Below are 20,087 nucleotides of genomic sequence, written 5' to 3' on the forward strand. Positions count from 1 at the left end.
GAGTTGAGGGCTCTGGCGGGGTGGCTGGGGTTGAGGGAGGTGGGTGGCGTGTCGGCGCCTCCCGAGACGACGGAATACGAGGGTCGGCCCCCATCGGCCTGACGGGGCTGAAGCGCTCCCGGTTGCGCCAGGCGACGAAACACCGGCGTTGATCCATCCCGGAGATGGGTTGATCAATAGCCGGCTGTGTCGTCTTTCACTTTCCATGCCGGGTCCGACAACAGGTCCTGCGGTTCGCCGGACGAAGACTGCACGGCCTCCATGGTGATCCGCCTCCCGGTTCCTCGTTTATTGCAATCTCAGGTTGTTATTTTTGTCGGCGTTGCGATTCGACCCGTGTGGCACGCGAGCAGGTGCAAATCCTCTTCTTTCTTGCAAGAAGAAGCATATATCACGCTAGGTTATGCCCTCATGTCAGCTTTGTCCCTTTTTTGCACTGTTCTCGATAATATATAAACAAATCAAAATAAAAATTTAAGCATCAAATATCGAAACGAATCGCTCGTTCCGTCGTTATATCACCCAAGACGAACAAGAATGGGGCTTCGGAGATGCTCTGGAACAGCCGGGCGATGCGCATCCTCATCGGTGTGCTGCTGCTTGGGGCCGCCATCCTGGCGGTTTTGCCGGCGGTGACCGGCTATACGAGCCTCGATGGGACCGTGAACGCGCGCTTCACGATCATCGCCGCGCCGATCGAAGGCGTCGTCTCCGCGACGCCCCCGAAGGTCGGCACGGCCGTGCCCGAGGGCGAACAGCTGTTCCAGATCAGGAACGAGCGGATCGCCCGGACGGCCGAGGCCCAGCTGGAGGCGGATCTCGGCGCGACCCGCGAGCGGCTGCGGGCGCTCGAGGGGCAGATCGGCTCGCTCTCCGCCATCAAGGGCGATCTCGCCGGACGGCTGAAGGAGTATCAGCAGGCCAGCATCAACAGCGTCCAGCAGGAGATCGTCATCCGCCAGCAGCGGATCACGGCCGCCCAGGCGCAGCAGGTCTCCGCCCAGGCGGATCTGGTCCGCAAGACGACGCTCGGCGCGACCGGTGTCGTGGCCGGAAGCTCCGTCGAGCAGGCGCGCGCCGCGTCGGTCTCGGCCACCAGCGAGCAGGCGATCGCCAAGGCCGAGCTGGAGCGCCTGACGCGTCAGCTGGACGCGCTCCGCAAGGGGACCTTCGTCGGCGAGGGGCGCAACGACGTGCCGTATTCGCAGCAGCGCCAGGACGAGGTCGCCATCCAGCTGGCCAACGTGCAGATGCAGGCCCGGGCCGAGCGCGCCCGCATCCAGCAGCTGGAGCGGCAGATCGACCTCGAGCGCGAGCGCAACGACCGGCTCTCGACCGCGATCGTGCGCGTCCCCTTCGACGGCGTGGTCTGGCGCAACAACGTGGTGGCCGGGTCGAACGTCGTCGTCGGCAACGAGCTGACGCGGCTTCTCGATTGCCGCGACCTGTTCGTCGACATCCTGGTCAACGAGGTCGATTACGACGACATCAGGCCGGGCGCGACGGCGGAGGTGCGCCTCCTCGGCAGCAGCCAGATCATTCCCGGTACCGTGCTGTCGGTGCGCGGATCGAGCGCGGCCGTCGAGGAGATGGTGCTGGCCGCGGTCCCGCCGGAGAGCCGCGGCAAGAGCGCCCGCATCCGCGTCGCGCTCGAACAGAACCCGATGCAGCGCGACTTCGCGAATTTCTGCCAGGTCGGCCGGTCGGTGCAGGTTCGCGTCGCGCGCGCCGCCAAGCGGTATCAACTCCTGAACTGGATGAAGAGCCTGTGGTTCAGCATCTCGTAAGCCTCGCGCCGACCCTGATCGTCGTCGCGTTCTTCTTCCTGTTCAGCCTGAACTGGCCACGCAAGGTGACGTGGTCGCGGGCCATCACCTGCGTCTTCGTGCTGGCGGTCGCGATCCGCTACATGGTCTGGCGGTTCTTCGCGACGGTGCTGCCCTACCCGGCCGACGGGAGCTTCGGCTTCTTCTGGACGTGGTTCGTCTTCCTCGTCGAGCTGGGCGCCTTCGCGGACATCCTTTTGTTCCTCGTCGCCATGAGCCGGTACGTCGACCGCAGCGCCGAAGCGGACCGGCTCGAGGCGGCGGTCTTCGCCCGCGACGCCTCCGACCTGCCCACGGTCGACGTGTTCATCCCGACCTACAACGAGCCCATCGACGTCCTGGAGCGCACCATCGTCGGCGCCCTCGCCCTCGACTACCCGAAGGACAAGCTCAAGGTCTACGTCCTCGACGACAAGCGGCGCCCCTGGCTGAAGGAGTATTGCGACCGCAAGGGCGCCATCCACGTCACCCGGCCCGACAATTCGCACGCCAAGGCCGGCAACATGAACAACGGCCTCGCCGCCTCGTCGGGAGAGTTCATCGCGATCTTCGACGCCGATTTCGTGCCGTATCGGAGCTTCCTGCGGCGCACGGTGCCGTTCTTCCAGGATCCGACGATCGGCATCGTCCAGACGCCGCAGCACTTCTTCAACAAGGATCCGGTGCAGTCGAATCTCAGCCTCGAGAAGGTCTGGCCGGACGAGCAGCGCCTGTTCTTCGACGAGATGGCGGCCAGTCGCGACGCCTGGGACGTCAGCTTCTGCTGCGGCTCGTGCTCGATCGCCCGGCGCTCGGCCGTCGAGGAGATCGGCGGCTTCCCGCACGACTCGATCACCGAGGACCTGCTCACCACCCTGGCGCTTCTCAACCGGGGCTACAAGACGCGCTACCTCAACGAGCGCCTCTCGATGGGCCTCGCCGCCGAGAACCTGAAAGGCTATTTCGTCCAGCGCGGGCGCTGGTGCCGCGGCGGCATCCAGACGATCTACCTGCATAACGGCCCGCTGCGCGGCCCCGGCTTGAACTTGTTTCAACGGTTCATGTTCCTGCCGCTGTCGTGGCTCGTGCAATACACCGTGCGCTTCGTGATCCTGGTGGTGCCCGCGGTCTATCTCTGGACGGGCGCCGCGCCGCTCTACTTCACGGGCACGCAGGATATCGTCTGGTACCAGTTGCCGGTGCTGGCCGCGTATTTTCTCCTGATGGCCTGGCTCACGCCGACGCGCTACCTGCCGCTGATCTCCTCGGCGGTCGGCGCCTTCGCCACCTTCCGGATGCTCCCGGTCGTCATCTCCAGCCTGATCAAGCCCTTCGGCGTGCCGTTCCGGGTGACGCCCAAGGGGTCCGGCAACGAGGAATCGGAGTTCGACGCCTACACCTTCTTCTCGATCGCCTTCTGGATCGCCGTGACGGCGCTCGGGCTCGTCGTCAACGTCGTTCCGGAATGGTCCCGGATCGGGGACGGCGAGTTCTCCGTGGTCTCGGCCTATTGGGCGGTCCTCAACATCGCGGTCCTGATGGTCGCGTCCCTGATCTGCTTCGAGAAGCCGAGACCGCTTCTCGACAGCTTCGCCACCGACGAGGCGGCCCGGATCGCGTCCCGGGGCACGACGCTCGCCGGCCGGATCACCAGCCTCTCCCTCGAAGGCGGCATCGTCGAACTCGACGTCCCGCCCCCCGCCGCGATCGGCGACTCCGTCCTCGTCGAGATGGAGGGCTTCCCGCGCCTGCACGGCACGGTCGAGAAGGTGTCTCCCCTCACGGCGCGCGGCTACGCGATGAAGGTCAGCTTCACGCTCGAGGACGAGTGCCGCGACCTGATGATCGTCAAGCTCTATACCGGCACCTATTCGCAGGACATCCACGACCTCGACAAGTCGGCCATCGCCAGCGGCCTCTGGTCGCGCATGTTCGGCCGCACGGCGCGGGCGACGGCCTAATCGGATCGCCCCTCAACTCACCTCCACCTGCACCACCCCCGGCACGGCCCTCAACGCCCCCGCGATCTGCGGCGTCGCCTGGTATTTGCCGCCGAGCTTCACCTCCACCTCCCGCTCACCCCCATCGAGGATCAGGATCAGCGACACTTCCCCCTCCCCGCGCACCTGCAACCTTTGCTGCACGCTCGACAGCGGGCGCTCGTCGCGCAGGTAGATGCGCATGCCCTTCTGGTGGCGGGCGGCGGCCTGGTCGAGGGGTTCGCAGGTCTGGATGCGGGCGCGCACGTCCTCGCCCTCGGTGCTGGCCTGGAGCTGGAGCACCAGGGCGGCGCCGGGCTCCAGCAGGTCGCGGTAATGCGAGAGCCCCTCCGAGAAGATGATCGCCTCGAAATGGCCGGTCTGGTCGGAGAGCGTCACGATGCCGAGCTTGTTGCCGGTCTTGGTGCGGCGCTCGGCGCGGTCGAGCACGCTCGCCGCGACGCGGCCGACCGTCGAGGTGCCGGCGCGGACCGAGCGGCAGAACTCGGCCCAGGTCTGGACCCGGAGCTTTTGCAGAAGGTCGCCGTACTCGTCGAGCGGGTGGCCGGAGAGGAAGAAGCCGACCGCGTCGTATTCGCGCTTGAGCCGGTCGGCCATCGGCCAGGGCTCGTAGGACGGGATGCGCAACGACACCTCGGCGGCGACGACGCCGCCGAACATGTCCATCATGCCGACGGTCTCGGCCTCGGCCGCGCCTTGCGCGAGCCGCATCATCGGCTCGACGGCGGCGAAGGCCTTGGCCCGGTCGGGCTCGATCGCGTCGAGGGCGCCGGCCGCGACCAGGTTCTCCAGGGTGCGCTTGTTGACGAGCTTCGGGTTGAGGCGCCGGGCGAAGTCGCCGAGATCGCGGAACGGTGTGTTCCCGCGGGCCTGCACGATCGCCTCGACGGCGGCGCGGCCGACGCCCTTGACGGCGGCGAGCGCGTAGCGGATCGCGCCGTCATGCACCTCGAAGGTCACGCCGGAGCGGTTCACGTTCGGCGGCTCGACCTTGATGCCGAGGCGCTGCGCGTCCTGGCGCAGTTCGGCGAGCTTGTCGGTGTTGTCGATGTCGAGCGACATCGAGGCGGCCATGAACTCGACCGGATAATTCGCCTTCAGGTAGGCGGTCTGGTAGGTGATCAGCGCGTAGGCCGCTGCGTGCGACTTGTTGAAGCCGTAATCGGCGAACTTGGCGAGCAGGTCGAAGATCTCGTTGGCCTTGGCTTTATCGAGGCCGCGCTCGACCGCGCCCTTCACGAAGCGGTCGCGCTGGGCGTCCATCTCCGCCTTGATCTTCTTGCCCATGGCGCGGCGCAACAGGTCGGCGTCGCCGAGCGAGTAGCCGGCCAGGACCTTGGCCACCTCCATCACCTGTTCCTGGTAGACGATGATGCCGAAGGTCTCGGCGAGAATCGGCTCCAGCGTCTCGTGCGGGTACCAGTTCTTCTCGTTGCCGGCGTCGCGGCCGAGCTTGCGCTCGCAATAGACCGGGATGTTGGCCATCGGGCCCGGGCGGTAGAGCGCCACGAGGGCGATGATGTCCTCGAACCGGTCGGCGCACATCTCGACCAGCGCCTTGCGCATGCCGGCCGATTCCACCTGGAACACCCCGACCGTCTCGCCCTTCCTCAGGCGCTCGTAGGTGAGCGTGTCGTCGATCGGCAGCGAGGGGAGATCCACCTCGATCCCGCGCAGCTTCAGGAGGTCGGTCGCGGCGCGGAGCACCGTCAGGGTCTTGAGGCCGAGGAAGTCGAACTTCACCAAGCCCGCCTGCTCGACCCATTTCATGTTGAACTGGGTCACCCGCATCCCGGTCTTCGGGTCTCGGTAGAGCGGCACCAGCTCTTCCAGCGGCCGGTCGCCGATCACCACGCCGGCGGCATGGGTCGAGGCGTGGCGGTGCAGGCCTTCGAGCTTCTTGGCGATGCTCATCAGGCGGGCGACGACCGGCTCCTCCTCAATCGCGCTCTGGAGCTTCGGCTCGCCCTCGATCGCCTGGGCGAGCGTCACGGGGTTGGCCGGGTTCTGCGGCACCAGCTTCGTCAGCTTGTCGACCTGGCCGTAGGGCATTTCCAGCACCCGGCCGACATCGCGCAAGACGCCGCGGGCGAGCAGCGTACCGAAGGTGATGATCTGGCCGACCTGTTCCTCGCCGTAGCGCTCCTGCACGTAGCGGATCACCCGCTCGCGGCCCTCGACGCAGAAGTCGATGTCGAAATCCGGCATCGAGACGCGCTCGGGGTTGAGGAAGCGCTCGAACAGCAGGCCGAAGCGGATCGGGTCGAGGTCGGTGATGAGGAGCGACCACGCGACGAGCGAGCCGGCGCCCGAGCCGCGGCCCGGCCCGACCGGGATGTCGTGCTCCTTCGCCCACTTGATGAAGTCCGAGACGATCAGGAAGTAGCCCGGGAACTTCATCTTGGTGATGACGCCGATCTCGTATTCGAGCCGGTCGCGGTAATCCTTCTCCGTCAGCCCCTCGGCCGGGCCGTGCTGGCGCAGGCGCTCGGTCAGGCCCTCCTCGGCCTGGCGCCGCAGCTCGGCGGCCTCGTCGGGGGCAATGTCCTTCGCGACGGCCGTCGTGGCTGCGGCGGCGAGCGCCTGCTGGGCCGCGCCCTCCGGCGTTCCTTGCGCGGGCGTCGTCAGGCTCGGCGCGCCGAAGCTCGGCAGGATGGGCTTGCGGGTGCGCGCCCGGTAGGCGCAGCGCATCGCGATCTCGACGGTCGCCTGGAGCGCGTCGGGCAAATCGCGAAAGAGGTCGGCCATCTCGGCCCGGGTCTTGAAGGCGTGGCGCGGGGTCAGGCGCCGGCGCTTGTCGTCCGAGACGAGGCGGCCTTCGGCGACGGCGAGCAGCGCGTCGTGGGCCTCGTAATCCTCCGGCTTGGCGAAGTAGGGCTCGTTGGTCGCCACCAGCGAGAGGCCGTGCGCGTCGGCGAGGCGGATCAGCTCGCCCTCGACGGCGCGCTCGTCGGGCAGGCCGTGGCGCTGCACCTCGACATAGAGATGCTCCTCGCCGAAGGCCGCCTTCAGGGATTCGAGCCGGGCGAGCGCCAGCTCGGTCCGGCCGGCGCGGAGAGCCCCATCGATCGGGCCGCCCATGCCGCCGGTGAGCGCGATCAGGCCCCCCGCGCACTGGCTGAGCGCAGCGGCCGAGACCCGCGGCACCTCGCCGAGCGGGTTGTCGAAATAGGCGCGGCTCGCCAGCCGCAGCAGATGGCCGTAGCCGGTCTCGTCCTTGGCCAGCAGCACGATGTGCGGATGGGTGGCGTTGAGCTTCGCGCCGGCCTCCGGCGCCTCGAACGCGACGCTCAGCTGCATCCCGGCGATCGGCTGGATGCCGGAGCCGGCCGCCTTCTCGGAGAATTCGAGGGCGCCGAACAGGTTGTTGGTGTCGGTGAGCGCCAGGGCGGGCTGCCGGTCGGCGCCCGCGGCCTTCACGAGGTCGCCGATCTTCAGCGCGCCCTCGAGCAGCGAGTAGGAGGAGTGGACGTGCAGGTGGACGTAGCCGACGGGCTTCAGGATCTGCAAGGCGACTCGCTCCTCGTGAGCGCGCCAGGATTCCCGGCAGAGCTTGGAGAGTCACGACCCGCGGCGCAACGCGCCGGCGAAATCCACCGGATTCGGTCCGAACGCGCCGGCCCGTGGCCCGTAGGCCACGGCGCGAGACCGTCGGGCGTTCAGTGCATCGGCGAGAGCGCCACCGCCCACAGGGCGATCGCGCCGGTGAGCAGGCCCATCGAGGCGACCTCCGTGACAGCGAGGAGGATCTTGCGTATGTTCATGGTCTGTCCCCTTTCGACGTCCCGATGTTTGTTCTTGTTTTGTTCCATGTCAAAGGGGGATGGTGCCGGATCCGGCGGGCGTGGTGAACGGTTGGTTGACAGGCCGGTGGAGCATGGCTCGCGGCTCGGTCGTCCGCGGCCGCGTTGCGGCTCGGTCGTCCGCAGCCTATTTAGGCGCAACCTTGACGGTGGGCCGCCGGCCTTCCGGGAGTCATCGTTTTTCGTTCTTCAAGCACGAGGTGGCGCATGGCGCGCGACGTGTCCGACGCGACCCCGCTCAGCGCGCGGTCCGAGCTGATCGAGTGGTTCGCGGCCGGCGAGAAGCCGCAGGACGCCTTCGCCATCGGTACCGAGCACGAGAAGGTCCCGTTCTACCGCGCCGACCTGTCGCCGGTGCCCTACGAGGGCGAGCGCGGCATTTCCGCCCTGCTCGACGGCCTGCGCGCCCTCACCGGCTGGGAGACGATCGAGGATGCGGGCCGGGTGATCGGCCTCGCGGCGGTCGAGGGCGGGGGTGCGATCTCGCTCGAGCCCGGCGGCCAGTTCGAGCTCTCGGGCGCGCCGCTGCCGGACGTCCACGCCACCGCCCACGAGCTGAGCCAGCATCTCGACGCGGTGCGCCGGGCGGCGGACCCCCTCGGCATCGGCTTCCTCACCCTCGGCATGAGCCCGAAATGGACGCGGGACGAGACGCCCGTGATGCCGAAGAGCCGCTACCGCATCATGAAGGGCTACATGCCCAAGGTGGGCGCTCTCGGCCTCGACATGATGCTGCGCACCGCCACCGTGCAGGTGAACCTCGACTTCTCGTCCGAGGCCGACATGGTGACGAAGATGCGGGTCGGCTTAGGACTGCAACCGGTGGCGACGGCGCTCTTCGCCAACTCGCCCTTCACCGACGGCAAGCCGAACGGCTTTCTCTCCCGCCGCTCCGAGATCTGGCGCGACACCGACCGCGACCGCACCGGCATGCTCCCCTTCGCCTTCGACGAGGGCTTCGGCTACGAGGCCTATGCGGACTGGCTCCTCGCCATGCCGATGTACTTCGTGAAGCGCGGCGAGACCTACCACGACGTCAGCGGCGCCTCGTTCCGCGACCTCATGGAGGGCCGGCTCGCCGCCCTGCCGGGCGAGCGCGCCACCGTCTCCGACTGGGCCAATCACGCCTCGACCGCCTTCCCCGAGGTGCGCCTGAAGCGCTTCCTCGAGATGCGCGGCGCCGATGTCGGCGACGCCAACATGATCGCCGCGCAATCCGCGTTCTGGGCCGGGCTCTACTACGATTCCGCCGCCCTCGACGGGGCCTGGCAGCTGGTGCGCGAGTTGACGGCGGAGGAGCGCGAGACGATGCGGGCCGAGGTGCCGCGCCTCGGCCTCGACGCTCCGGCCGGCAAGCGGCGCCTGCGCGACCTCGCCCGCGACGCCCTCGCGCTCGCGGAGGCGGGTCTGAAGGCCCGGGGCCGGCGCGACGCGCAAGGTCGCGACGAGACGCTCTACCTCGCCCCGCTCCAGGTCATCGCCGCGTCGCGGACCCGGGCCGAGGACTTGCTCGCGCTCTATGACGGGCCCTGGAACGGCTCGGTCGATCCGGTCTTCGCGGCTTGCGCGTTCTGAGGGCCAGGGCCGCTCCGATTGCAGAGGTCGGAGCCTGTTTGAGCGGTTGCGTCGATCGATTCGGCACACACGCTGCCATCTCGCATCGTCATCCCGGCGCTCGTCGAAGACGAGAACCCGGGAGGACGAGCCGAGCTCAAAGTCGGCTGATCATCTCGAACAGGCTTGCAGGATGAGACGAAAGGGCGGGATGTCCCGCACTCACCTTCAGCTTCCGGAAGACCTGCCCAACGCTCAAGCTTATTCGGTCGCCGCCGCACGATCGGGCCGAGTGCGGACGCGCACATGCGCAACACAAGCGTAGCCGCTATCGATTGACGATCGGTCAATTCGTGCCGAATCTTGGAACAGAGACCGGTCCTTGGCCGTTCTTGAGGCCATCGAGGCATGGTCCTCACACGATCGGAGACATCATATGTCGCGCATCACCACCCTCGCCCTCGCGGCCGGCGCCGCCGCCGCCCTGAGCGCCGGCACCGTCGGGGCGCAGGCCGCTCCGCTGCCGGCCGCCACCTCGGCGGCCGTCGCGGGCTCGGGCGCGACCGTCGACCAGGTGCGCTGGCGCGGCGGCGGCTATTACGGCGGCTACCGCGGCTATCGCGGCTACGGCTATCGCCGCGGCATCGGTGCCGGCGGCGCGCTCGCGGCCGGTGCGGCGCTGGGCATCATCGGCGGGGCGCTCGCGGCCGGCACCGCCTCGTCCTATGGCTACGGCTACGGCTACCCGGCCTATGGTGGCTATTACGGCGGCGGCTACGCCCCGGTCGGCGGCTACGGCTATAGCTACGGCTACCCGTCCTACGGCTACAGCTACCCGGCCTATGGCGGCTATTACGGCTACGGCTACTGATCGCCCCCACGGCCTGAAATGACGGAAGCCCGGCGCGGGAGGCCCCCGCGCCGGGCTTTCTCGTCCGCGCCGGATATGCTCAACCGGGCGGCGACGATCGGCAATCGAGCGACCATGCGACACCACGACCTCGACCTGCGCGGGCTCAAATGCCCCCTGCCGGTCCTGCGCACCCGCAAGGCCCTGCGCGGCCTCGCCCCCGGCGAGGGCCTGTCGGTGCGCTGCACCGACCCGATGGCCGCCATCGACATCCCCAACCTGCTGCGCGAGAGCGGCGACCATCTCGACCGGATGCTCCGCGACGACGGGGTCCTGACCTTCGAGATCCGTCGCGGCGCCGGCCGGGACGACCAGGAGAGCGCCGCGTGAACCGAGACGAGACCCCGCCGCGCATCGTGGGCGCCCGAACGGTCTACGAGGGCTGGGCGCGCTACCTCGTGGCCGAGGTGCGGATGCCGGACGGCAGCCGGATCGGCCGCGAGGTCGAGGATCACGGGCCGGCCGTGGCGGTGCTGCCCTACGACCCCGAGCGGCGGGTCGCCCTGCTGGTGCGGCAGTTCCGCACCCCGCCCTGCTTCGTCGACGGCACGGCCTCGGTGCTGGAGGCGCCCGCGGGCCTGCGCGAGGAGGACGATCCGGAGGCCTGCGCCCGGCGCGAGGCCTTCGAGGAGGTGGGCTTGCGCCTGTCGGTGCTCGAGCCGGCCGGCCGGGTCTGGTCGCTGCCGGGTCTCTCGACCGAGCGGATGGACCTCTTCCTCGCCCCCTACCGGGCCACCGACCGGGAGGGCACCGGCGGCGGGCTGCCGGAGGAGCACGAGACCATCGAGGTGGTCGAAGTCGCGCTGTCGGATCTCGCCGCCATGGCCGACCGGGGCGAGGTTGCGGACATGAAGACGCTCTGCCTCACGCAGACCCTGCGCCTGCGGCACCCGGCCCTGTTCGCCGGCGGGTCCGACGAACAGGGCGCCCCCTTGGTCGAAGGGCGGCGTTGAAGGACCGGGCCGCCGGCCGCATCCTGGCCTCGAACCTGAACGACCGGTGTACAAGCGCCTCGTTCACGGTTTCGTGATCGGGACTAGCGTCTTGTTCAGCAGCTGTTAACTTTGGGCGGTTCCGATAGCCCTCCGTCGCAGGGGCCTCGACAGGAGACGCCGATGTTCAACATTGGACCCTTCCACCGCCCGACCGGCCAGCCCGCCGGGTTCTACGCCTCGCTCCTCCCGCTCGAGCCCGAGCCTCTGGATTGTGGCTCAGGGGATCGTGCGTCGGGCGCGCTTCGTGAACCCTCGCCGCTACCGGCGCAGCCGAGCATGGCGCGCCACGCCGTCTCGATGCTGGTCCTGCTCTGCCTCACCCTGGCGGTGCACTCCGCCGTCGGCTGGTGGACGATCCCCGGCAAGGCTCCGATCCTGGCCCCGTCCGCCCAGACCGCCCCGACGATCCACGTCTCGAGCGTCCGCTCGCCGTCCTGATTGCCGCTCCCCTCTCCTGCGGCGTTTTTTCAAACGATCCCGAGCCGGCAGTGCTGGACCCTGGAACGGGCCGGCATGCCGCCGCCGGGGCTCTGTCTCGCACGGGGTTTCGGCGCGGCGCCCTCCCTCCTCTGACTGTACTTTGGTCATGATCGTGTCGAGAATCCGGCGGTTTTGCGGTCTCCCCTCTTGCGCAGCTCCGCCGATTCGTTAACGTCACGCTCAAATCCAAGAAAATCAGTCATGATTCGCGCAAGGGAGCCAGCGCATGTCCCAGATCATCCGCGTCAAGCCCACGCAGGACGGCACTTATACGGTCTATCGCGGTACGCTCGTCCTCATGAGTGGCCTGACCCGTGCACAGGCCGAGAGCTACGAAGCCTCGCTCGCTGTCGATGAGCGCAAGGACCAATCGATTCACTGAGTGAGAACCGCGCCGCGGAGGCGGCGTCCCGGGGCCTGCGGCCCATGCCGGCGATGCCCTGCGCCGCCGGCCCTGCTTCTCGCGTGAGCCGCCCATCCGGCGGCTGCCGCTGACGGATGCCGCCGGCTCGTGACGGCGGCTCGACATTGCCCTGAGAGCGCCAGGATAGCGCCGTCGTCGCGATGGGTGGCATCGGCGAACTATTGATCCGCCGACGCCTCGTCGCTCCTATCCGCGGTTTCATTCTGCGAGCCCGTTCGGGCGAAGTGTTCTGCGCTCGATCTGAGATCCCGGGCCGAGAGCCTGTTTGATCGATCTCTCCAGATCTCACATCCACTGCGTCATCCCGGGGCCGCATAGCGGGGCCTGGAATCGAGAACCGCGGTTGGTCGAGGACGAAGCGGCTCTCGTTCCGCGTCATTCTCCACCACCTGAATCTCTGGATTCCGGGCTCCGTTGCGCGGCCCCGGAATGACGAGGAGGGTGTCAACTCCGTTGAGCAAGTCAAACAGGCTCTCATGACATCCTGAGGTGAGATCCTTGCTCGCCTCGAAGGAGCGCTCCGGAAGTTTTCACGATAGGAAGTCTTCGCGATATCTGAGACCATCGGTCGAAAGACAACGACCTTTGGTTCCGTTCTCGAATTGTCGTCACGCCCAAGGCCCCGGACGTCTGGGCTTGGCGTCGACAATGCGAGATGGGTCAACGGCCCCGTCGATCTCGGGCCTGCCCGAGATCGAGGTTGATGCTCGGGCCTGCCCGAGATCGAGGTTGATGCTCGGGCCTGCCCGAGATCGAGTCGATGCGTCAGCATCCTGGGCCGATGGTATGAAGGCGAGCCTTCGAGCGCGGCTCCGGGGGCGAATCTCGATCCGTCGGCACCTCGGGACGAGGTCGAGAGCGGGAGAGCACCGCTCCTGAGGCCGTGCCGGCGTCGGGATCTGCTGCCCCGATGGGTAAGGGGGCGGCCGTTACCGCCCGCTCCATCGCGGCGGGCGCTTGCCCAGGAAGGCCTCCATCCCCTCGCGGAAATCCGCGCTCGTGTAGCATTGCAGGATCAGGTCGTCCCCGGCCTCGGACGGGGCTTCGTCGCGCACCCGGCGCAGGCCCTCCTTGGTGGCCGCGAGGGTCAGCGGGGCGTGTCCGGCGACCAGTCGGGCGAGGTCGGTCGCCCGATCGGCGAGCGCGGCCGCATCCTCCACCACCTCGCTCACCAAGCCGATCGCCCGCGCCTCGTCGGCCTCGACCAGGCGGGCGGTGAAGATCATCTCCTTGACCCGCCCGGCGCCGACCAGTGCCGAGAGGCGGCGCAGGTTGGCGACCGACAGGCAATTGCCGAGGGTGCGGGCGATGGGGAATCCGAAGCGGGCGTCCCGCGTGGCGATGCGCAGGTCGCAAGCCGCAGCGATCGCCGCCCCGCCGCCGGTGCAGGCTCCGGCGATGGCCGCGATGGTCGGCTTGGCGCAACGTTCGAGCGCGCCGAGCACCCGGTCCATGAAGCGCTCGTAGGCGAGCGCGTCGTCGGGGGTGGAGAAGCCGCGGAACTGCGCGATGTCGGTACCGGCCGCGAAGGCGCGCCCGCCCGCCCCCTGGATCACCACCGCGCGGATCGCCGGATCGGCATCGATCGCGACGCTGAGGTCGTGCAGGCGCTCGTACATCGCGAAGGTCAAGGCGTTGCGCGCCTGCGGCCGGTTGAGGGTGATGCGGGCGATGCCCTCGGCATCGACCCCGTAGAGCAGTTCGTCGGTATCGGTCATGGCGGAGGCATCCGGAGGAGCGGGGGCCCGACCCTAGCGCCCAAGCTCCTCCCCGTCTTCCGGCGATCCGGCGCCGTCGCGACGAACGCCGGGCCTTCCGTGACGTTGATGCGCGATGCGATCACCAGGGAGACGACGCGTGAGCAAGCAGGCTGCACCCGACGCGAGCGACCACGAGGAGACCTACGCGGCCTTCCGCGAGGCGGTGAACATGGCCCCGGGCGAACTGGAGACATGGCTCGACACCGAGGAGAGCCGGTCGGTCGGCTGGAGCGACGGCGCCAAGAAGGAGAGCGCCAAGGGCGGCGAATCGGTCGGGCACCATCAGGGGCGCCGCATCGTCGCGATCAAGCACACCAAGAAGGCGGATCTCACCGAGGACGACTATGCCGACATGCGCAAGGTCGTGGCTTACGTCAAACGCCACCTGGCTCAGGGCGGGCCGAAGGAGGACGTGAAGACCTCACGCTGGCGTTACTCCCTCATGAACTGGGGCCACGATCCGCTGAAGGATTGAGGCAAACCCGCCACCGCGACATGGTGGCGCGGGGCGAAGCGCAAGTTTCTCCCGCGCCAAGGCTTCATCGAGAACTGTTTCTGCCGCGGGACCCATTGGCGAAACGAACCATGCTCCGGCCCAAGTTCGGCCCGGATCTTGCTGACCCTTGCCGATGCCTCAACGTCTTCGCATCGCCCCGGCGATGTGGCTGAGTGGGGTCAAGGACATAAGGGGCCAAGCCGAGCAAGGCTAAGCCCAGCAAGGCCAAGCCCAACTAGGCATGGGGGACCGGAATGGCGGGAGCGGGTGTGCGGCGGGGCCGAGGATGGGCCGGCGCTGGTGTCGTGCTGGCATGCCTCGGGCTCGCCGGGGTGGCGGGCACCCAGACCCCGGCCTTCGGGGGATTGTCGCGCAACCTCGAGGCGGTCATCGATGCCGCGCCCGACGGACCGCCGGCCCGCGTCGTCCTCGGCCCCGGCGGACGCGACGTGCGGCTGTGGGGTGACCTCAACGACGGCACCGCCGCGCGCCTGCGCCGCCTGCTCGACGCGAATCCGGGCGTGACGCGGCTGCACCTGACCAGCGACGGCGGCCTCGTCGACGAGGGTGTGGCGATCGGCGACCTCGTGGCGGAGCGGGGGCTCGCCACCTACGTACCGGATTACTGCGTGTCCGCCTGCACCCTCGCCTTCGTGCGCGGGCGCGAGCGGCTGATCGTGGCGGATAGCCGGCTCGGCTTCCACGCCCCCTACGAGCCCGGGCTGTTCGGGCAGATGGTCCAGGTCGATGCGAGCGACGAGCGCGGCCGCTACCTCGCCGCCGGCCTCGAACCCACCTTCGTCGACCAGGCCCTCGCCACCCCCTCCCGCGACATCTGGATCCCCGACCCGGCCCGCCTGCGTGCCGCCGGGGTCGTCACCGGGGTGGTCGGGACGGGCGACCTGCCGGATTCGACCCTCGACGACGACGACAGCCTGGGTGGGGCCAGGGCTGCGGCGCTCCGGGCCGTCGGCCTGCTCTCCGCCTTCGCGGCGCCGAGGCCGGGGGTGCTCGACGGCATCGCCGCCCGCTACCGCGAGGCCTACCGGCAGGGGCGCAGCGAGAGCGAGGGCCTCGACCTCCTCCGGAACGAGGCGGCGGGCGCGATGCGGACCGCCTTCGCGGGCGCCGACGACGCGACCCTCGCGGCCCTCGGCCGCCTCCTCCTCGACGCCATGGCGGCGAGCGGGAGCGAGGAGACGTGCCGCGCCATCGGCCGGGACGGCGACCTCGTGACCGCCGCCGAGATGCTGCCCGGCCGCCGTGGGTCGGGGGGCAACCCGCGGATGCGTGCCCTCCTCGACCGGGCCCTCGCCGGGCCGGCGCCGGCCGGTCCGGCCACCGCGTTGCCGCGGCCTGCCCACGCCCTGGCCTGCGCCGACCTGCGCCGTCGCCTGGCGGGGATCCTGGCCCGGGGCGAAGCCCCGCAGTTGCGGGAAACGCTGTTCGGCCGTGGCGGGCGGCGCCTGGAGGCCTCGGCGCTCCCTGGGGAGCCGTAGATCTCGAGGGTGACGCGCTCCGCGACCGATCCGCCCATGGTCCGAACGAGGCGACGGCCGCCGCTGCCGGACCGGCGCATCGGCCTAGATCCGGATCATGCTCCCCTCCTCCGTCATGACCCGCGCGGCCGGCCTCGACGCCCTTGCCGCCTTCCTGGCCGGTCCCGGTCCGGACTATGCCGCCGCCCGCAACACCGATCGCGGCCGGTCGGCGGCGCCGACGACCTCGGCGCTGTCGCCGTATCTGCGCCGCCGGCTGGTGACCGAGGCGGAGGTCGCCCGGGCGGCGATCCGGGCCTTCGGCGAGCGCGGGGCCGAAAAATTCGTCTCCGAGGTCTTCTGGCGCACCTACTTCAAGGGCCATCTCGAGACCCATCCCGAGGCGTGGTCGCGCTTCCTGGCCGGGCGCGAGGCTGCACGCGCGCGCCTCGCCTCCGAGCCCGGATTGCGCCGGACCTACGAGGGGGCCGTCGCGGGGCGGACGGGGATCGACGGCTTCGACGACTGGGCCGCGCAGCTCGTCGAGGAGAACTGGCTGCACAACCACGCCCGGATGTGGTTCGCCTCGATCTGGATCTTCACCTTGAGGCTGCCCTGGGAACTCGGCGCCGATCTCTTCCTGCGCCACCTCCTCGACGGCGATCCCGCGAGCAACACGCTGTCCTGGCGCTGGGTCGCCGGGCTGCACACGCGGGGCAAGCACTACCTCGCGCGGCGCGACAACGTCCGGGCCTTCACCGAGGGGCGCCACGATCCCGCCGGCCTCGACGAGGGAGCCGCCTGCCTCGACGAAGCGGTGCCGCCCCGGGAGGTGCCGCCGGCGCCGGCCGATCCCGCGCCCGACGGCCCGGTCGCCCTGTTCCTGCATCTCGACGACCTGCACCCGGAGAGCCTGCCCCTCGGCGGCGCCCGGGTGATGCGGGTCGGCGGCCTCGTCGCCTCCGTCGAGGGGGCGGCCGAGCGGGTCCGCGCCGCGGACGACGCGGCGATGGCGGATGCGCTCGTTCGCGCAGGCGCGCATTTCGGCTGCCCGGCCGGGCCGGTGCGGGAGGGGTGGGCCGGCGACCTGCCGGTGGTGACGCCGTTCGCTCCCCTCGGCCCCTCGGCCGAGGCGCTGCCGGCGGGCTGTTCCCGGATCCGGCGGGTATGGGACGAGCGGGCCTGGCCCTTGTCGAACCGCGGGTACTCGCGGCTGCGCGGGGCGATCCCGAAGGTGATGGGAGAAGGAGTTCTGACCTGATACTCCCGCGCCTTCGCATCGACGTGTCGATGTGAAGGCGTCCGGCGCATCAGCGCCGACGCCCGTTCGGGCTTGCCTCGCGCCTTCGAACAAGTCTGTTCGAAGGCGCGACGGTATAATGCGCTGCATCCGCTCGCAGAATTGACACCCTCCGCGTCATCCCGGGCTCCGCTTTCGCGGCCCCGGAATGACGCGGAGGGCTGCAATCCCGCCGCTCACCTTGAACAGGCCCCCGACATCCGTCGGCCAATATCCCGTCGAAGGAGAGTCGCGGGATCCCATCCCTCACACCTTGCGGCGATCCCGGACAAGCCCGGAATCGCCTGGAGAGGGGAGCCCCGCGTTTCACCGGGGCGGCGACGCGCTCACGCCGCCTTGGTCATCCCCGCCTCGTCGCGCTTCACGTCGTAGCGGTCCAGCATCATCAGCTTGTGCCAGACCTTGACGAAGTCGCGCACGAACCGCTCCTGCCCGTCGCGGCCAGCATAGATCTCGACCACCGCCCGGAGCTGCGCGTTCGAGCCGAAGACGAGGTCGCAGCGCGTCGCCGTGAACTTCGTCTCGCCGGTCTGCCGGTCGTCGAGGGTGAAGGCCGTGCCGGCCGGGTCCGCCTTCGTCCACTCGTAGTCCATGCTGGTGAGCACGGTGAAGAAGTCGTTGGTGAGCACGCCGACGCGGTCGGTGAAGATCCCGTGCCGCGAGCCGTCGTGGTTGAGGTTGAGCGCCCGCAAGCCCCCGGTCAGCACCACCCATTCGGGCGCGGTGAGCGCCAGCAGGTTGGCCTTGTCGAGGAAGACCTGCTCGGGGGCGACCCGGCCCTGGGTGATCTCGGCGAAGGACGGATCGACATAGTTGCGAAAACCGTCGACCAGGGGCTTCAGCCACTCGAAGCTCTCGGCGTCGGTCAGCGCGTCGGTGGTGTCCATCCGGCCCGGGACGAAGGGCACCGGCGTCGCGGATCCGGCTGCCTTCGCCGCCGCCTCGACCGCGGCGCAGCCGCCGAGCACGATGAGGTCGGCGAGCGAGACTTTCTTGCCCCCGGCGGCCTTGCCGTTGAACCCGGCCATGATGCCGCGCAAGGTTTCGATCACCGGCAGGGTGCGCCGGTTGACGGTCCAGCCCGATTGCGGCGCCAGGGCCAGGCGGGCCCCGTTGGCGCCGCCGCGCTTGTCGCTGTTGCGGTAGGTGGCCACCGACGAGAACGCCGTGAAGGCGAGGTCGGAGACCGACAGGCCGCTCTCAAGGATCTCCGCCTTCAGGGCGGCGATGTCGGCCTCATCCACGAGCGGATGGTCGACCGGCGGGATCGGGTCCTGCCACAGCAGGTCGTCCTCGATCTTGGCTTCCGGTCCGACATAGCGCTCCTTCGGACCCATGTCGCGGTGGGTCAGCTTGTACCACGCCTTGGAGAATTGCAGCGTGAAGTAGTCGAAATCGGACAGGAATTTCTCGCAGATCGCGCGATAGACCGGATCGGTCTTGAGCGCGATGTCGCTGGTCATCATCATCAGCGGGTGGGACTGGCCCGGGATGTGGGCGTCGGGCGTGCGCGGCGCGTCGGGATCGACCGGCTCCCATTGCAGGGCGCCGGCGGGGCTGCGGGTCGGCTTCCACTCGAACTTGAACAGGTTCTCGAGATAGCTGTTGTCCCAGGTGGTCGGATTCTGCGTCCACGAGCCCTCGATGCCGTTGGTCATCGTGTTCTCGGCCGCGCCCGTCCCGACCGGATTGTGCCAGCCGAGGCCCATCGCCTCGATCGGGGCGATGTCCGGCGGCGGGCCGATCCGGTCGGCCTTGACCATGCCGTGGCTCTTGCCGAAGGCGTGGCCGCCGGCGATCAGCGCGACGGTCTCCTCGTCGTTCATCGCCATGCGGGTGAAGGTGATGCGGATGTCGCGGGCCGAGCCCATCGGGTCGCCGTTGGCGTAGGGGCCCTCCGGATTGACGTAGATCAGCGACTGGTGCGACGCCGCGAGTGGGTTCTCGAGGTCGTAATCGGCCTCGCCGTTCTTGGCCCGCCAGCGCTTGTCGCGGTTGACCATCTCGTCGAACGACTTGACGTTGGTCGGATCCCACAGCTCCGGACCCCAGTAGGTCGAGTTGTCGGCTTCCCAGGCATCCTCGCGGCCGCCGGCGAAGCCGTAGGTCGGGAAGTTCATGATCTCGAGGGCGCAATTGCCGGTCAGCACCATCAGGTCGGCCCAGGACAGGGCGCTGCCGTATTTCTGCTTGATCGGCCAGAGCAGGCGGCGCGACTTGTCGGTGTTGCCGTTGTCCCACCAGCTGCTGATCGGCGCGAAGCGCTGCAGCCCCTGGCCGGCGCCGCCGCGCCCGTCGGCGATGCGGTAGGTGCCGGCGGAGTGCCAGGCCATGCGGATCATCTGCGGGCCGTAATTGCCGTAATCGGACGGCCACCACGACACCGAGCTGGTCAGGAACTGCTTGATGTCGTTCTTGAGCTGCTCGTAATCGAGCGACGCGAAGGCCGCCCGGTAATCGAACGCCTCGCCGAGCGGGTTCGCCTGCGGCCCGTTCTGATGCAGCACCTCGACCCGCAGACGGTCCGGATACCATTCCTCCAGCGTGGGCGGCGTCGTGAAGGCGCCGCCGACGCGGTCGCCGCCGAACGGGCATTTCCCCGACAGGACGTCAGTATAGGTTTCCACGCCGTCGTTCCTTCTGTGCCGATCGCGCAAGGCGATCCTGATGGGCGGGCGGACGGGCGGCGCAACGCGAGCCGCACCGCCCGGAAGTCGCGCGATGATCCGTCCGGGGCGATGTACTGGTATAGAGTATAAGAGGAGGGCCATCGAAGCGGCCAATGGACGATCCCGTCCGTGGCGCCGACTTTGGACAACGACCCTTCATCCCGGACCCGAACCGACCATACGATGCGCCGACGCAGATAGGCGCCACTTCCGCTGCGGCCACTCCGTCCGCGCTCGCCGCGTCACGGGGTCTCGGCGGGGGCCTTGCGGGGATGCCTGCTATCGGCCGCCGGCGCCGACCGCATCGGGTGGCGGCCGCATCGAGGGCCTGCCGTTACGGCATATGTGATGAATGCGCTCATCGCGTGGGCAATCGAACTCTCGCCTCCCGATGTCATGTATGGACGGCCCCC

At 69.1% G+C, this 20,087-nt stretch carries 14 protein-coding genes; 11 read left to right on the plus strand and 3 right to left on the minus strand.

What is annotated here, in order from left to right:
* Window positions 1-551 precede the first annotated feature (551 nt).
* Window positions 552-1,787, plus strand: a complete 1,236-nt coding sequence (locus VQ03_RS15365; protein WP_048451766.1) for an HlyD family secretion protein — start codon at window positions 552-554, stop codon at window positions 1,785-1,787.
* Window positions 1,769-3,766 (plus strand): glycosyltransferase, encoded by a 1,998-nt coding sequence (locus tag VQ03_RS15370; protein ID WP_048451767.1) that lies wholly within the window; start codon window positions 1,769-1,771, stop codon window positions 3,764-3,766. The genes VQ03_RS15365 and VQ03_RS15370 overlap by 19 nt, the downstream gene beginning before the upstream one ends.
* Window positions 3,767-3,778: 12 nt before the next feature.
* Here VQ03_RS15370 and dnaE read toward each other — a convergent pair whose 3' ends face one another.
* On the minus strand, window positions 3,779-7,315 hold the full coding sequence (dnaE, locus tag VQ03_RS15375) for a DNA polymerase III subunit alpha (RefSeq protein ID WP_048451768.1): 3,537 nt from the start codon (window positions 7,313-7,315) through the stop codon (window positions 3,779-3,781).
* 500 nt (window positions 7,316-7,815) lie between these two features.
* Here dnaE and VQ03_RS15380 point away from each other — a divergent pair, with 500 nt between their 5' ends.
* The 6 genes from VQ03_RS15380 (at window position 7,816) to VQ03_RS33805 (ending at window position 11,929) form a co-directional block, all read left to right on the plus strand.
* Window positions 7,816-9,183, plus strand: coding sequence for a glutamate--cysteine ligase (locus VQ03_RS15380; RefSeq protein ID WP_048451769.1), 1,368 nt, complete (start codon window positions 7,816-7,818; stop codon window positions 9,181-9,183).
* A gap of 415 nt (window positions 9,184-9,598) precedes the next feature.
* Entirely contained in the window at window positions 9,599-10,033 is a 435-nt protein-coding gene (locus tag VQ03_RS15385) for a hypothetical protein (RefSeq protein ID WP_048451770.1), read from the plus strand.
* A 114-nt stretch (window positions 10,034-10,147) separates the two neighbouring features.
* Window positions 10,148-10,402, plus strand: coding sequence for a sulfurtransferase TusA family protein (locus tag VQ03_RS15390; protein ID WP_048451777.1), 255 nt, complete (start codon window positions 10,148-10,150; stop codon window positions 10,400-10,402).
* Window positions 10,399-11,025, plus strand: coding sequence for an NUDIX domain-containing protein (locus VQ03_RS15395; RefSeq protein ID WP_048451771.1), 627 nt, complete (start codon window positions 10,399-10,401; stop codon window positions 11,023-11,025). The genes VQ03_RS15390 and VQ03_RS15395 overlap by 4 nt, the downstream gene beginning before the upstream one ends.
* Before the next feature lie 318 nt (window positions 11,026-11,343).
* Entirely contained in the window at window positions 11,344-11,505 is a 162-nt protein-coding gene (locus VQ03_RS34635) for a hypothetical protein (protein ID WP_245292097.1), read from the plus strand.
* Between the two features lie 268 nt (window positions 11,506-11,773).
* Window positions 11,774-11,929: a hypothetical protein gene (locus tag VQ03_RS33805; protein ID WP_167376102.1), complete on the plus strand. Its 156-nt coding sequence runs from the start codon at window positions 11,774-11,776 to the stop codon at window positions 11,927-11,929.
* A 971-nt stretch (window positions 11,930-12,900) separates the two neighbouring features.
* Here the strand turns inward: VQ03_RS33805 and VQ03_RS15405 are convergent.
* Window positions 12,901-13,689: an enoyl-CoA hydratase gene (locus VQ03_RS15405; protein ID WP_048451773.1), complete on the minus strand. Its 789-nt coding sequence runs from the start codon at window positions 13,687-13,689 to the stop codon at window positions 12,901-12,903.
* 139 nt (window positions 13,690-13,828) lie between these two features.
* Between VQ03_RS15405 and VQ03_RS15410 the strand changes: the two genes are divergently transcribed.
* From VQ03_RS15410 to VQ03_RS15420, 3 genes are all read left to right on the plus strand, one after another.
* Window positions 13,829-14,206 (plus strand): DUF3140 domain-containing protein, encoded by a 378-nt coding sequence (locus VQ03_RS15410; protein WP_280948494.1) that lies wholly within the window; start codon window positions 13,829-13,831, stop codon window positions 14,204-14,206.
* Window positions 14,207-14,532: 326 nt separating this feature from the next.
* Window positions 14,533-15,726, plus strand: coding sequence for a COG3904 family protein (locus VQ03_RS15415; protein ID WP_053078601.1), 1,194 nt, complete (start codon window positions 14,533-14,535; stop codon window positions 15,724-15,726).
* Between the two features lie 97 nt (window positions 15,727-15,823).
* A complete protein-coding gene (locus VQ03_RS15420; RefSeq protein WP_048451775.1) occupies window positions 15,824-16,966 on the plus strand; it encodes an FAD-binding domain-containing protein in 1,143 nt (380 codons plus the stop codon).
* Window positions 16,967-17,331: 365 nt separating this feature from the next.
* Here the strand turns inward: VQ03_RS15420 and katG are convergent, their stop codons facing one another.
* Window positions 17,332-19,632, minus strand: a complete 2,301-nt coding sequence (gene katG, locus VQ03_RS15425) for a catalase/peroxidase HPI (protein WP_048451776.1) — start codon at window positions 19,630-19,632, stop codon at window positions 17,332-17,334.
* Between the last annotated feature and the right edge of the window lie 455 nt (window positions 19,633-20,087).

This window comes from Methylobacterium tarhaniae, assembly GCF_001043955.1.
GTDB classification, from domain to species: Bacteria; Pseudomonadota; Alphaproteobacteria; order Rhizobiales; family Beijerinckiaceae; genus Methylobacterium; species Methylobacterium tarhaniae.

Bases quoted from the DNA above. Each gene is read 5' to 3' on its own strand.
- VQ03_RS15365 (WP_048451766.1), top strand. From the start codon at position 552: ATGCTCTGGAACAGCCGGGCGATGCGCATCCTCATCGGTGTGCTGCTG.
- VQ03_RS15380 (WP_048451769.1), top strand. From the start codon at position 7,816: ATGGCGCGCGACGTGTCCGACGCGACCCCGCTCAGCGCGCGGTCCGAG.
- VQ03_RS15385 (WP_048451770.1), top strand. From the start codon at position 9,599: ATGTCGCGCATCACCACCCTCGCCCTCGCGGCCGGCGCCGCCGCCGCC.
- VQ03_RS15390 (WP_048451777.1), top strand. From the start codon at position 10,148: ATGCGACACCACGACCTCGACCTGCGCGGGCTCAAATGCCCCCTGCCG.
- VQ03_RS34635 (WP_245292097.1), top strand. From the start codon at position 11,344: ATGGCGCGCCACGCCGTCTCGATGCTGGTCCTGCTCTGCCTCACCCTG.
- VQ03_RS33805 (WP_167376102.1), top strand. From the start codon at position 11,774: ATGTCCCAGATCATCCGCGTCAAGCCCACGCAGGACGGCACTTATACG.
- VQ03_RS15405 (WP_048451773.1), bottom strand. From the start codon at position 13,689: ATGACCGATACCGACGAACTGCTCTACGGGGTCGATGCCGAGGGCATC.
- VQ03_RS15420 (WP_048451775.1), top strand. From the start codon at position 15,824: ATGCTCCCCTCCTCCGTCATGACCCGCGCGGCCGGCCTCGACGCCCTT.